The organism is Colwellia sp. M166 (genome assembly GCF_024585285.1).
Taxonomy (GTDB): Bacteria; Pseudomonadota; Gammaproteobacteria; order Enterobacterales; family Alteromonadaceae; genus Cognaticolwellia.
Window position 1 is genome coordinate 3,274,048 of record NZ_CP040755.1, and the last position, 14,115, is coordinate 3,288,162.

The window sequence follows — 14,115 nt, forward strand, 5'->3', positions numbered from 1 at the left end:
ACGCTTTATAATTTATGACGCTACCGGCCAAACAACTCCCTATTGATGACATTAGAGATGATGTCATTAGTGCACTTAATCAACATCAAACCATATTGTTAACTGCACCTCCAGGGGCAGGGAAGTCAACGTACTTACCATTATGGTTATTAGATTTAGCATGTTTATCAGGGAAAAAAATCTACCTATTGCAACCACGACGCATTGCCGCCAAGAATATTGCCTGCTATCTCGCAAAGCAACTTGGCGAACCTGTTGGTGCTACCGTCGGCTATCGCTTACGTAATGAAAGTAAAGTGTCGAAAAATACCCGTCTGGAAGTGATCACTGAAGGGATTTTAACACAGATAATTCAACACGATGCTGAGTTAGCTGATTGTGGCTTAGTGGTATTTGATGAATTTCATGAACGTTCACTCAATGCTGATTTAGCCTTTGCTTTAACGCGCGATGTGCAATTAGGTTTACGTGATGATTTAAAGATTTTGCTGATGTCGGCAACATTGGCGACCGATAGCATAATACAAAAACTGCCGGATGCTATTTGCCTAGAAAGTGAAGGGCGAAGTTATCCGGTTGAGATCAACTATCAAGCGCCTACTAATGCTAGGCTATGGCGAGAGCATGCGTTAAGTGTATTAAAGTCGATAGTTAACTCACATCAAGGTTCGATATTGGTTTTTCTACCCGGCACGGGCGATATTCGTTATTTGGCTGAGCAGCTATTGAGCTTTATGCCTGAATCTATGCTGCTTTGTCCGCTTTATGGTGATTTAGCACTTGCTCAACAACAGCAAGCCATTGCGCCAGCAAAAAACGGTAAAAATAAATTAGTGCTTGCAACTAATATTGCAGAAACAAGTTTGACGATTGAAGGGGTTAATCTTGTTATTGATACGGGCCTAGAAAATGTCGCGATTTATGATACCCAAACACTGAGTAATAAACTCACTCAGCGCGGTATTGCTAAAGCCTCTGCCATTCAACGTGCCGGGCGAGCCGGGCGCTTACAAGCCGGACATTGCCTGCGTTTATTTAGTAAGGATGATTTTCAACGCAGAAACGAGCAAAGTATCAGTGAAATACAACAGGCGGATCTATTGCCTATGTTGCTAGAGATAGCAAGATGGGGAGCAAGTGATTGCAGCCAACTTCCTATGATTGAAATGCCTGATAGCAAACGTGAACAGCTCGCTTGGCAGGAATTGATTGAGCTAGATTTACTGACAAAACAAAAACAACTAACCCTAGATGGCAAAAAAGCTGCGGCTTTTCCCTGTCATCCAAGGTTTGCCAAAATGTTGTTAAGTGCGCAGCATTTAGCACAACAGCAGGAGATTTTGCATTTATTATCTTTGGCTTGTTTACTGGTGGCGTTATTAGAAGAACGTGATATTTTTAATCCGCAACAACGTACGGATGATTGTGATATTGCTCACCGTGTTATGCTGCTTTGCCAACAACCCAAAAAAGCGCATCATCAGCGTATTATTGTACAAGCACAGCGCTTCTTTCGTTTAGCGAATAACCAAGTAATAACTAGGATCGCTGAGCAAACGTTGCAGCAAGCTAAGTTGAGCTCCAGTCTTTGCATAACACTTAATGAATTACCGATACAGCATTGTGGTTTAATATTGCTGCACGCTTATCCAGAGCGCATAGCGAAACAAAGAAATAACCAAGGTGATTACTTAACGGCTTATGGTAAAGGTGTGCTCATGAGTGAGTCGGACGCCCTAGCGAGCAAAAAATTTATTATTGCTGTGCAGTTATTTCAACGTCGGCATACCCTATCCGTAGCGCTTGCTGCAGAATTTGATTTGTCACAAGCAATGGCTTGGGGCGTAGTTAAAACACAAAGCAAAACCCATTTACAGTTTGATCAACAACTTAACCGCATTATTTCCACTCAACATCAAGTGATCGGGGCATTAGTTGTTAAAGAAGAGAATAGCGCCAAAAAAATAGCCGCAGAACTGTTAGTCGCCTGTTGGTGTCAGCAAATTCGCAAGAAAGGCCTACAATGGTTAAAATTTGATGATAGTAGCCAGCAATTATTATTGCGCTGGCGCTGGCTAACGACTAGCCAAACGCATTTACTTTTTCCTGAGGTAAGTGAGGCTGCTTTATTAGCAAACTTAGAGCAATGGTTAGGGCCTTATTTAACTGACATTACGACGAAAGCACAACTCGAAAAAGTGGACTTTTCGGCACTATTATTGAACCAATTAAGTTATCAACAACAGCAAGCGTTTGAACAAATAGCGCCAACTTTTTTTATTGGTCCAACGGGACGAAAGTGTCTTATTCGCTATAGTTTAGAACAAGCCCCTGTTGTGTCTTTACCTATGCAGGAGCTATATGGTGTTACTGAAACTCCTACGGTTGGTGATAAGGTAAATAATGGTGCTGTGCCCTTGATTATTGAAATACTTTCACCGGCTAAACGACCTATTCAGGTGACACAAGACTTGGTTGCTTTTTGGCAAGGGAGTTATCGTGAGGTGCAAAAGGATATGAAGGCACAATATCCAAAGCATTTTTGGCCGGACGACCCTGCTAATGCACAAGCAACCAGGAAAACCAAACGACATATCAAAACATAAATCTCGGTATTTAGCTGCTTAAATAATGACGTTTAAAAGTACTCGGGCTAAGGTTAAAAAATTGTTTGAAGCAACGACTAAAGTGACTAGGATTATTATAACCTAGCTCAAAACAAACTTGGGTGATTTGCTGCCCTTGCTTTATCATCATGGCTGCTTTTTTTAGTCGAGTTTGTTGTTGATACACCGCAGGAGTACAGCCTAAGTGCACTCTAAACTGATGAAAGAACTTAGTACGGCTCATGCATGCCAACTTGCATAGCTGCTCTATGTTCAAGTTTGTTGCTAAGTTTTGGTTTATAAAATTCACGGCGGCGCTCATGCCATTGTGATCGGGTGTTTGTTCACTATGAGCAATAATAAAGTCGCGTGTTTGGTGGCGCAGTAAACGAATGGTTAATTCAGATATGGCTAAATCAATCATGTAATTTCGATCTTGATGATTTTCGGTATAAATTTGTACTATGCGAGCCAGTAGGGCTTGAGTTTGAGCGTTATGGTGAGTATGTACTAAATGATGATGGTATTGCCATTGACCATAGCTTTTATCCAGTGGTGCTTGTTGCTCAATATGGTTAACTATTTTTCCGATCCGTTCAAGCGATATTTCAATGGCTAAGCAGGTTGTTGGCTGATCTATTTTAGCATCAGGAAAATCGATTTCAACTTGATGATTAGGTGCAATAACAAAAGATTCATGGGGAAGGAACTCGCTCTCATAGTTAGCATGATCGTCGTGCATCACTTTTTTACCTGCCACCATACCGCAAAATAGCAGTTGATCAGAACTTAATTGCACCCGATTTGCTTGCTCAAAAGTATCGTAAATACTCAGCTCGGTATCAGGCCCTGCAAAGCTAATTTTATTTTCAACTAACACTTTGGGGTTTTTGCGTTTTGCCGCTAACGTTTCCTTAATCATTATTATCACGCCTTATATTTGTACTGGCAGTCAACTTTTTTGAATTAATAGCATAGTTTAAATTTTCAACATGACTAAGGTAATCAGAAATAACTATAAATACAACTAGAGGAAAGTCTTATGATATATGCAGCACCGGGAACAGAAAACGCACTCATTAATTTTAAATCACGCTATGGAAACTTTATTGGTGGCCAGTGGCTTGAGCCATGTGATGGTCAGTATTTTGATAATATTAGCCCTGTCAATGGTCAGGTTTTCTGTCAAATTCCACGCTCTAATCATAAAGACATTGAGCTGGCGCTAGATGCAGCCCATCAGGTTAAAGACGCATGGGGTGCAACATCAGTTACTGAACGTTCGAACATTTTATTGAAAATCGCCGATCGTATTGAGCAAAATTTAACCTATTTAGCGGTAGCTGAAACTTGGGATAATGGTAAAGCCGTACGAGAAACCTTGGCGGCTGATATTCCTTTAGCGGTTGACCATTTTAGATATTTTGCCGGTTGTTTACGTGCACAAGAGGGCTCTATTGGCGATATTGATGAAAATACCGTTTCTTATCAATTTCATGAACCCTTAGGTGTGGTTGGGCAGATCATTCCGTGGAATTTTCCAATATTAATGGCCGCTTGGAAACTGGCACCAGCATTAGCGGCGGGGAATTGTGTAATATTAAAGCCAGCAGAACAAACACCAGCATCAATTTTAGTGTTAGCTGAGCTTATTGGTGACTTATTGCCTAGTGGCGTATTAAATATCGTTAATGGCTATGGTAAAGAAGCAGGTCAAGCGTTGGCGACGAGTACTAGAATTGCCAAAATAGCCTTTACGGGGTCAACGCCGGTTGGCTCGCATATTTTGAAATGTGCAGCTGAAAATATAATTCCTTCCACGGTTGAGTTGGGCGGAAAATCACCGAATATATTCTTTAAAGATGTGATGGATCATGAAGATGAATATTTGAGCAAATGTATTGAAGGTATGGTGCTAGCTTATTTTAATCAAGGTGAAGTTTGCACCTGTCCATCACGGGTATTTGTTCATGAAGATATTTATCCTCAATTTATTGAAAAAGTGATTGAACGCTCTAAAGCGATTAAGCGTGGTAACCCGTTGGACACCGAAACTATGGTGGGGGCACAAGCTTCTCAAGAACAGTTTGATAAAATTATGCGCTATATCGCTATTGGTCGTGATGAGGGGGCTGAAGTTTTACTTGGTGGTGAAGTTGAAACTCTGGCTGGAGAGCATGAAAATGGCTTCTATATTCAACCGACTTTGTTAAAAGGCACCAATGATATGCGAGTATTCCAAGAAGAAATCTTTGGTCCGGTGATCTCGCTTTCAACCTTTAAAGATGAAGCGGAAGTACTTGAGCTGGCCAATAGTTCAGAGTTTGGTTTAGGTGCGGGGGTTTGGACACGCGATATGAATTTAGCCTATCGTATGGGACGCAAAATACAAGCCGGACGAGTGTGGACTAACTGTTATCACCTGTATCCAGCACATGCGGCATTTGGTGGTTATAAAAAGTCAGGTGTTGGTCGTGAAACCCATAAAATGGCGCTAGAGCACTATCAGCAAACCAAGAATTTATTGGTCAGCTATGATGTTAACCCGTTAGGTTTTTTCTAGCATTAGTGGCTGAGTGAGTGGTTTACTCGCTAACAAGCTTTTTATCTATTGTAGCTAGCATCCATACTTAACTGACTAGCAAATATGGCACTATGCTAACAACATTAGTGCCATGTTTGCTTATCTAATACTGATAGAATGGTCAGTGTTCAGCGGTAATGTTAGTGAGCGCTAAAGTTAATTTAGCGACTTAATTGTGCGATAACTTTCATCGCTTGTGCAAGGACATCTTTATCGCCGTCTAGCCAATGAATTTTAGAACTATTGCGTTCTAATCGGCGCAGCCAAGTATCTTGTTTTTTTGAGAATTGATGGATGGCTGAATTGAGCTTTTGAAAGCAATCGTTTTTACTTAACTTTCCTTGTAAATACTGAGCAATAAATCGATACTCTAAACCATAAAAATATAAGGTTTCCCAACTTACGCCTTGCGCGTGTAGTTGCGCTACTTCCTCAATTAATCCTTGCGTCATCCGCTCTTGTAAACGTTGGGTAATGCGTTGGCGAATAACCTCTCTTGGCCATTTTATGGCAAATATTAGCGGCTTTAAATCGGGAAAATCATTGCTGTTGTCTTGTGCGTCATGTTCGCCTTGTGCTATTTCAATAGCGCGCACGAGTCGATCACGTTCAATAAGATCCGTAGTATTATGTAGATTTGGCTTAAGTTGTTGTAATTTAATCACTAAATCATCATGAGAAAGTATTGCTAATGAAGCTCTAAGCGCTTTATTTTCTGGCACTTCAATCAGTCGATAGCCTTTGAGTATCGAGTCAACATAAAGTGCCGAGCCACCGGCCATAATAGCAAGCTTATTTTTATTGGTAATTTCTTGGTAGGCGTCAATAACGTTTTGTTGAAAATCGAAAATACTATATTCATAACCAGGATCGACAATATCAATTAAGTGATGTTTAACATTTTGGTATTCATCGAGGTCTTTACCACTACCAATGTCCAAACCACGATATACTTGCCGAGAGTCAGCGGAGATAATCTCGCCATTTAGCATTTGGGCCAATGCTACTGCCAGTTTAGTTTTACCTGATGCTGTTGAGCCAAGTACTACTAGCATGTTAAAAGCTGACATAAATAACCTATGGGTATTGATACCAAACGGATTAAGTAATTCTTACTAGGTGAGCAAGTCATTAGTCCGATTGCTATGAGCTAAAATAAAGCCTGAATTATATCGTTAAATTTATCACTATGCTTGTGGCTTATGCTGTTTTTGGTTAATTTTAGCCATTAAAATATATCATTAGTGATATAGTGTTAGTGCGATTAAGATCACGACTTTCATGTAGCTTAGAGGCAATTTAATCAAATATGGCGGCAAAAAAAACTTCTCAAACATCGACAAAAAAAACACGTAAGGCTAAGCCAGAAAATGCAAAAATTTCTGAGAAAATGGCTAATAGTCGAGTAAAACGACTGTTGCGTTGGTCATTTTGGTTTACGGTTAAAATGAGTGTTTTACTGATGTTTATGCTGTTTATTTACAGTATTTATCTTGATGGTAAAGTGCGTGATAAGTTTGAAGGTCAGCGCTGGCAAGTACCCGTGCAGGTTTACGGTGCGGTTGAAGAATATAGTATTGGCAGTAAGTTAGCACTGACCAATTTGAAACAAGCTTTAATTGCCAATCGTTATAAAAAAGTGACCAAGGCTCAACGTCCGGGTGAGTTTGCTTTGTCAAAAAGTCGAGCGATTATTTATCGTCGTGCTTTTGATTTTGGTGGTGGAATTGAGCCCGCGCAAGAAATCACCATTGACCTTGCTAATGGTAAAGTCCAAGCCTTGTATCGTAATAATGAACATGTTTCGCAGCTACGATTAGAACCCCTTTTATTGGATAGAATTTTACCTGAAAGCAAAGAAGATCGGGTATTAGTGTCTTTACAAACCGTGCCTGAAAAGTTGTTGGATACGTTATTACTCATCGAAGACCGAGATTTCTATTTTCATCATGGCGTTTCACCATTCGGTATTTTGCGGGCACTTTACCAAAATTTAAGAGCGGGTCGCACAGTACAAGGCGGTAGTACCTTAACGCAGCAACTGGTTAAAAATATGTTTCTAACCAGAGAGAAAACCTTATGGCGCAAAGCTAATGAAGCCATCATGGCGCTAATTTTGGAATATCGATACAGCAAAGATCAGTTATTAGAAGCCTATATTAATGAGGTGTACCTAGGACAACATTACGCCAATGGTATTTACGGCTTTGGCTTGGCAGCAGACTTCTACTTTGGTAAGTCTATCCAATCCCTTAATTCTGAACAAATGGCGATGATTATTGGCCAAGTTAAAGGACCTAGTTATTATGATCCTTGGCGTTTTCCCGAGCGCACAACTAAGCGACGAGACCTAGTCTTGCGCTTAATGTATCAAGAAGAAATTATTTCTCGGCATGAGTTTGAACGGGCGGTTGAGTCGCCTTTATCGATCAGAAAAAAACGACGAGTACAGCAACAAAAGTTTCCAGCGTATTTGCAATTAGTTAAAGCCGAACTGTCACGACACTTATCAGAATACCAGCAACAATCGGGTGTACGGGTGTTTACCCGTTTTTCAATTAATCAACAGTTAGCTTTACAAGCCAGTATTGACCAGCAATTACCGAGTTTAGAAGAAAAATCAGGCTCTGAATTACAGGTTGCTATGGTGATCTCAGATGTAAAGTCAGGCGGTATTCGGGCTTTAGCTGGCGGCAAAGAAGCGGGTTATGCTGGGTTTAATCGAGCATTGCATGCTCAACGACCTATTGGCTCGTTAATTAAACCTGCGGTATATCTTGCGGCGTTGGAACGTTATCAGCGCTTTAATTTAGCTAGTATCATTGAAGATAGAGCTATCACACTTGCTAATGCAGGTGGGCAAGCTTGGCAGCCGAAAAATTATGATGGTAAATATCGCGGCCAAGTACATTTAATTGATGCACTGGTCTCAAGCCTTAATGTGCCGACGGTAAATCTTGGCATGCAATTAGGTTTAGATAATGTCGCGAAAGCGATACATTTATTGGGTTATCAAGACGATATTGTTACTCGACCTTCTATGTTACTGGGGGCATTAAATATGTCGCCAGTACAAATAAGCCAACTTTACTTGCCGATTGCTAATCATGGTGTCGCTGAAAAATCTCATGCAATCGAGCGTATTGTTAGTGCTCGTGGTGAAACCTTATGGCAATTTCAAGCACTAGATCAGCAAATTATTTCCACACAAGCGGCTTACTTACTCGATTTTGCATTAAATAAGGTCACGACTTCAGGTACCGCTCGCTCGTTAACTTGGCGCCTTAAAGGTACAGACGTAGCAGGAAAAACCGGCACCACCAATGATCAAAGAGACAGCTGGTTTGTTGGCTATGATAATAATACTTTAGTCACTGCTTGGTTAGGTCGAGACGATAACAAGCCAACAAAATTAACCGGTAGTAGTGGTGCATTGGTATTATTTGCTGATTTTATGAATAAAATTGACGCTCAGAGTCGGCAAGTTAATGTCCCAGCCAGTATTGAATTAGTACGCTTTGATAATAAAAGTGGCCGGGCAGTGGTAGAAGCCTGTGATAATTCGCAGTTACTACCAGCGGTGACTACCGGCTTGATATATGAAACCCAGTGCGAACAGGATCCTAATCAACAAAAGAAGAAGTCGTGGCTTGAAAGGCTGTTTAGTGAATAACTAAGCTAGATACAAAACAACAAACGTTAATGAGAGCTAATGTTAGTCTTAAAATTAAGGACTTGGTGATATAAAAAAAGCAAATCAGGGATTTGCTTTTTTGTTTTATCTGCCTAGTGTATGCTCTTTGAAAGGGATTATTTTAAGTATTCGAAAATTTTAAATACTCGGTTAACGCCGCCAACATTACGTGCAATATCAACGGCAATGGCGGCTTGAGCTTTAGTAATTAACCCCATAAGAAACACTTCGCCATTTTCTGTCACGACTTTAATGTTACTCGAGTCGAGTTCTTCATTGCCAAATAACGCGGCTTTTACTTTTGATGTTAGCCAAACGTCGTTGGTTTTTGTGGTAAAAGACGTGGTATTACTAACACGAATTTGGTTGTGAAGTTGGTTGACACCATTAACGTCATTAATCGCTTTTATCGCTTGGTCGCGTAAATAACTATTAGGCGCTTGTCCAACAACCAGTACGCTGCCATTAACACTGACAACATGCAAATTAGTGTTGTTTTTTAAGGCCTCGCTATTCGCTATATTGGCATGGGCATCGAGTTCAATTTTCTGATCGTCTATTTGATTACCCAAAGAGCGATTATCAGTTGCGACACTTGCGCCACCGACCACACCAACGACAGCAGCAGCAACACAGCCTTGCAGCAGGGCTGCTAAAGCAAGTGTGCTGATAATTGATTTTATCGACATATTAACCCTCAGATTGCGGAAATAGTGTAGTATCTATAATGTCACATAAACAATGAATAACCACTAAATGTACTTCTTGAATACGTGCGGTTCGGCTTGAAGGCACACGAATCTCAACATCATTTTCACCTAATAGCCCCGCAATATCGCCACCATCACCGCCGGTTAAGGCGATAATAGGCATGTCACGTGATACTGCGGTCTCAATAGCTTTAATAACATTACGCGAATTACCGCTAGTTGAAATAGCCAGTAGCACATCACCATTGTTACCTAATGCACGTACTTGCTTGGAAAAAATTTCATCAAAATGATAGTCATTACCAATTGAAGTAATGGTTGAACTGTCAGTTGTGAGCGCTATAGCGGGTAATGGCGGACGTTCGGTTTCGTAACGATTTAATAATTCAGCAGAGAAATGCTGTGCATCACCGGCTGAACCACCATTGCCACAGGCTAATATTTTATTGCCGGCTAATAGGCTTTGTACCATGGTCATGCCTGCTTGCTCTATTGGTCCAGCCAATAATTCGCTGGCGGCAATTTTTGTTTGTATGCTCTCGGTAAAATTACTTTTTATCCGTTCTAACATGGTGGAATTAGCTCCGTTGTCTCATTTCGTAAAGGCATTGATTAAAAGGCATTTTTAAGCCAAGTAATTTCTGGGTTGTTAATGTCACCTTGCATGGCGATAACATCGAATCGGCAAGGGGTATTATATTCATTTAATCCTGCTTGTTGCAGATAAAATTCAGCACATTGTTTAATTTTTTGCTGTTTTTTTACTGATACCGCAGCTAAAGCACCACCAAAGTGTGAATTTTTGCGGTATTTCACTTCAACAAACACCCAAATGTCATGCTCAGTCATAATTAAATCAATTTCACCACGGCGGTTTTGAAAATTACAGCTTCGTAATAATAAACCCTGCTGGGTTAAATAGCGCGCGGCTAATTGCTCACTATTTTTCCCCGTGGTGACGGTATTGGTTTTATTAGTCCATAGCAATTTCTTGCACCTTACTACGACTATATTTACCCCAAATTAAGCTACGCTTCAAAATATTATCACTGCCAAGTTGTAATATGCCAGTTTGACCATAATGACGGACATAAGTTTTATTTTGCATCGCAGAAATTTTATCGACTAAGGCTAAACTATCAAATCCCATAGCAAATATGGTTTGTAAGCTATCACTGCGGTTAGGCCATAATTTTTTTGCTTGTGCTACTAAAGCTTTATTTTGTAGCTTACTTTTTAACTGCCAAGGCATTTCAGTAAAGATTAAACCGGATAAATCACGATTATCACTTTTATCTATTTTAGTGCTGTGACTGCGAGAACTAGCATATACCGGAATTAAATCAGCAAATGGGCTGATATTTACGTCGATATAAGGTTTTAATAATTTTGTCTCTAGCGGTAAGCCAACCACGTAAATCATATCGATATCGCGACGATTACGTAGTTCGCTCTTAATTGAGTATTTAATATGCCTATTAAGCTCTTTGGTTCTTTGTTGGCTTAAGTCGACGCCAAGACTTGCTTGCAGTTGATTTTGCATTTTTGCGTCATTATTAAAAAACACCATCTCTGGCGTTTGGCCCGTAATGTGCTGCCATTGTTGGCTGAATGTTTGCGCGATACGGCGGCTAGCATTGTCTTGATGGCTTAAAATAAGAGGCTGTTGATAATGTTGACGACTAAGCGTTGTAGCCGCTTGCATTGCCTCATCTTCTGGTCGCATTGATAAGGCAACTTGATGTGGCAGCAAGTTAACCTCTTCAGGCAGGTTAAGCAATAATGTTGGTAGTGTAATTTCAGTTTGTGCTAAGTAGCTTGTTACATTCTCTTTTAATAATGGGCCAATCACATAGTCGATGCTTAGCTCGGTTAGCGTTGCGCTTAATGTGGTCATGTCCAGTGTTGCTGAATCGATAAAGTGTAAGGTTTTACCGCTGTTGATATTGTACGCAGCAAGTATGCCTTGCTGAGCAACTTTACCGGCACGTTCTTGCTTACCAGACAGTGGAATAATAACGGCAACATGCTCAAACTCATTGCTCAGTGTTGGCTGTTGTTGGTTTAAGTTAGTAACAATGTGCTGTGCAGGATGGGTTTTGAATTCTCTTTGCCATTGACTTAAATAACGCTTGAAGCGAGTGTCGTCATCACCAAACTTATTGGCAAAAGTGAGTAACTTACTCCAACCTTTAATGTTGGGTGGCGACATTTTAACTAGCTGTTGATGCTGCCAAGGTGATAACTGGCAAAGTTGCTGCCAAATCATCTCAATATCATCAGTGCTTGCTGTTGAGTTTTTAGCAAAAGCGTGTAAGTTGGCCTCAAGTGCGGCAATGGGTAAATTTCTTTGACTTTGTACGCTTGCAAGGGTTTGATAATAATCTAGGCCATGAGTAAGTTGAGACTGTTCTTTGATATTATTGGCGCTATTCAGTGCTTGATAAGCTTTTTGTTGCTTTTCTAAAGCCAATAAGCTTTTGGCTTCTATGACCGCTAATTGATATTGCTGCTGTGGGGCTTCAGCCAAGGCATTAAGTTGTTTCACTAACCAAAGTGCTTGGTGTGCTTTGGCTTCGATTAAATATAGCTCACTGGCCGTTAGTAGCGAAGTCACTGCGGCGTCATTTTCGTTTGATGACATCTGCACCGATGCATTTGCAACCAGTTGCTCTGCCGTTAATGCGGTTTCAAGCGTTTGGATAACATCCGTTTTTTTTACTGATGACTTTGCTGGTTTATTTAGCTGAGTTGTTGAGCAGCTAGTTAAAATAGCGACCGTTGCTAGTGCACATAAGCGACTTTTATGTGATGAAAACCATTTAGTGAGTGTCAAAGTTAATAAATCCATACTTTTTAATAGTGCTTTATAATAAACTTCATCCTCTTCAGTCTCAACACAAGTATTTTTAAAATGTCGGATTCTCAAATTCAGCCTAGCACCTTATACATAGTTGCCACACCTATCGGTAACCTTGGTGATATTAGTCAACGGGCGCGAGATATACTCGAACAGGTTGATATTATAGCCTGTGAAGATACGCGGCATACTCAACGATTGTTATCAGCATTTGCCATTAAAAATAAAACTATGTCGATGCATGACCATAACGAGCGTCAACGCCAAGAACAAATAGCCGCTTTATTAAAGGAAGGTAAAAGTATTGCCTTAGTGTCGGATGCCGGTACGCCATTGATCAGCGATCCAGGTTTTCATTTAGTACGTCATTGCCGTCAACAAGGTTTAAATGTTTCGCCAATTCCCGGTGCATGTGCTGCTATTGCTGCGCTTTCAGTTGCCGGTTTACCGACAGATCGTTTTACTTTTGAAGGTTTTCTACCATCAAAATCAGGCGCCAGACAAGCAACATTAAATGATTTGGCGAACGAAACGCGTACCTTAGTGTTTTATGATGCACCGCGTCGCGCTATTGATACCGTTGAAGATATTGTTAAAACCCTTGGCGGTGAGCGTTATGTGGTGATGGCACGTGAATTAACCAAAACCTTTGAAACTATTCATTCTGATACCGCTGATAATTTATTAACTTTTTTACAAGCCGACCCAAATCAACTCAAAGGTGAAATGGTACTGATCATTGAAGGGAAAAAAATTGACCCTAATGACATTCCTGCGCATGTTGTGGCAACATTGAAGTTACTCTTAACCGAGATGAAACCTAAAAGAGCTTGCGCTATAGCGGCGGAAATTCATGGCGTGAAGAAAAACGCTCTGTATGACTATGCGCTGGCTATGAAAGCTTAGAGCCTTTGCTATGAAAACATAGCGCGTTAGCCTATATCAACCGGCTTTATGGTGTAATTACTGATTTCTTGGCCTATATCTTTAATTGCCATAAAGCTTGCTCTGTTCTTTAGTCTTTGCAAATAAGCCAGTGTTTGTGGTTGATACTGCTTTGCTAAACCCAATAATTCCCCTAAATAAAGTGCATAACCTACGCTGACATCAGCAATGGTAAATTTATTGTCTACTAAATAGTGCTTGTTTTCTAAGTGGATATTTAAGCGTTTTAAACGTGCTAAAAACCAAATGGCATAGTCTTTAACAACTTGTGATTGTTGGCGTTCAGGTTGCTCAAATTGGCTGTACCTTAACACTAAGGTTTGTGGAAAAGTCAGTGTGGCATCACTAGAAAATAACCAATTCAAATAATCGCCATATTCCGGGTGTGTTACTGGCACGCTTAAGTCATGATGGGGGCAGCGTTCAGCAAGATAGAGCAGCATCGCACTCGACTCGGTTAGCGTAGTATCACCATCTTTTAGGAATGGCACAGTACCTAACGGGTTAATTGTTAAATATTCTTTTGCTAAAAAGCGCGGTGGGAAGGGCAATGAGTGTAGTTTATATTCAAGCTGCATCTCTTCTAAAGCCCATAATACGCGCAGTGAACGGGTATTATGGCAATGCCAAAGTTCTATCATAAATACGCTCCATTTCATGTTTTGAAATTACTATAACAGCAGATGCTTAGTGACGATATTTAATTTAGTGAATAG

11 protein-coding genes are annotated in these 14,115 nt (G+C 40.4%); 4 read left to right on the forward strand and 7 right to left on the reverse strand.

Annotated elements, in window-relative coordinates; all coding sequences use genetic code 11:
• Nucleotides 1-14 precede the first annotated feature (14 nt).
• Complete coding sequence (gene hrpB / locus FGD67_RS14795; protein ID WP_257171885.1) at nucleotides 15-2,606, forward strand: ATP-dependent helicase HrpB; 2,592 nt, start codon at nucleotides 15-17, stop codon at nucleotides 2,604-2,606.
• 10 nt (nucleotides 2,607-2,616) lie between these two features.
• On the opposite strand, the gene FGD67_RS14800 is transcribed toward hrpB, so the two are convergent.
• Nucleotides 2,617-3,528, reverse strand: coding sequence for an AraC family transcriptional regulator (locus tag FGD67_RS14800; protein WP_257171886.1), 912 nt, complete (start codon nucleotides 3,526-3,528; stop codon nucleotides 2,617-2,619).
• Between the two features lie 120 nt (nucleotides 3,529-3,648).
• Between FGD67_RS14800 and FGD67_RS14805 the strand changes: the two genes are divergently transcribed.
• On the forward strand, nucleotides 3,649-5,169 hold the full coding sequence (locus FGD67_RS14805; RefSeq protein ID WP_257171887.1) for an aldehyde dehydrogenase family protein: 1,521 nt from the start codon (nucleotides 3,649-3,651) through the stop codon (nucleotides 5,167-5,169).
• 182 nt (nucleotides 5,170-5,351) lie between these two features.
• On the opposite strand, the gene miaA is transcribed toward FGD67_RS14805, so the two are convergent.
• The gene (miaA, locus tag FGD67_RS14810; protein WP_257171888.1) at nucleotides 5,352-6,260 is read right to left on the reverse strand and encodes a tRNA (adenosine(37)-N6)-dimethylallyltransferase MiaA; all 909 of its coding nucleotides are present in this window, start codon (nucleotides 6,258-6,260) and stop codon (nucleotides 5,352-5,354) included.
• 239 nt (nucleotides 6,261-6,499) lie between these two features.
• Between miaA and mrcB the strand changes: the two genes are divergently transcribed.
• Nucleotides 6,500-8,863: a penicillin-binding protein 1B gene (mrcB, locus tag FGD67_RS14815; protein ID WP_257171889.1), complete on the forward strand. Its 2,364-nt coding sequence runs from the start codon at nucleotides 6,500-6,502 to the stop codon at nucleotides 8,861-8,863.
• A gap of 137 nt (nucleotides 8,864-9,000) precedes the next feature.
• Here the strand turns inward: mrcB and dolP are convergent, their stop codons facing one another.
• From dolP to FGD67_RS14835, 4 genes are read right to left on the reverse strand one after another with little or no spacing between them, the layout of a single operon-like run.
• On the reverse strand, nucleotides 9,001-9,573 hold the full coding sequence (gene dolP / locus FGD67_RS14820) for a division/outer membrane stress-associated lipid-binding lipoprotein (protein WP_257171890.1): 573 nt from the start codon (nucleotides 9,571-9,573) through the stop codon (nucleotides 9,001-9,003).
• Between the two features lies 1 nt (nucleotide 9,574).
• A complete protein-coding gene (locus FGD67_RS14825) occupies nucleotides 9,575-10,165 on the reverse strand; it encodes a phosphoheptose isomerase (protein WP_077288143.1) in 591 nt (196 codons plus the stop codon).
• 41 nt (nucleotides 10,166-10,206) lie between these two features.
• On the reverse strand, nucleotides 10,207-10,581 hold the full coding sequence (locus FGD67_RS14830; RefSeq protein WP_257171891.1) for a YraN family protein: 375 nt from the start codon (nucleotides 10,579-10,581) through the stop codon (nucleotides 10,207-10,209).
• The gene (locus FGD67_RS14835; RefSeq protein WP_257171892.1) at nucleotides 10,568-12,523 is read right to left on the reverse strand and encodes a penicillin-binding protein activator; all 1,956 of its coding nucleotides are present in this window, start codon (nucleotides 12,521-12,523) and stop codon (nucleotides 10,568-10,570) included. Before FGD67_RS14835 ends, FGD67_RS14830 begins: the two co-directional genes overlap by 14 nt.
• On the opposite strand from FGD67_RS14835, the gene rsmI reads away from it, so the two are divergent.
• The gene (gene rsmI, locus FGD67_RS14840) at nucleotides 12,509-13,360 is read left to right on the forward strand and encodes a 16S rRNA (cytidine(1402)-2'-O)-methyltransferase (protein WP_257171893.1); all 852 of its coding nucleotides are present in this window, start codon (nucleotides 12,509-12,511) and stop codon (nucleotides 13,358-13,360) included. The genes FGD67_RS14835 and rsmI overlap by 15 nt on opposite strands.
• 26 nt (nucleotides 13,361-13,386) lie before the next feature.
• On the opposite strand, the gene FGD67_RS14845 is transcribed toward rsmI, so the two are convergent.
• Nucleotides 13,387-14,040, reverse strand: a complete 654-nt coding sequence (locus FGD67_RS14845; RefSeq protein WP_257171894.1) for a glutathione S-transferase family protein — start codon at nucleotides 14,038-14,040, stop codon at nucleotides 13,387-13,389.
• Nucleotides 14,041-14,115: the final 75 nt, after the last annotated feature.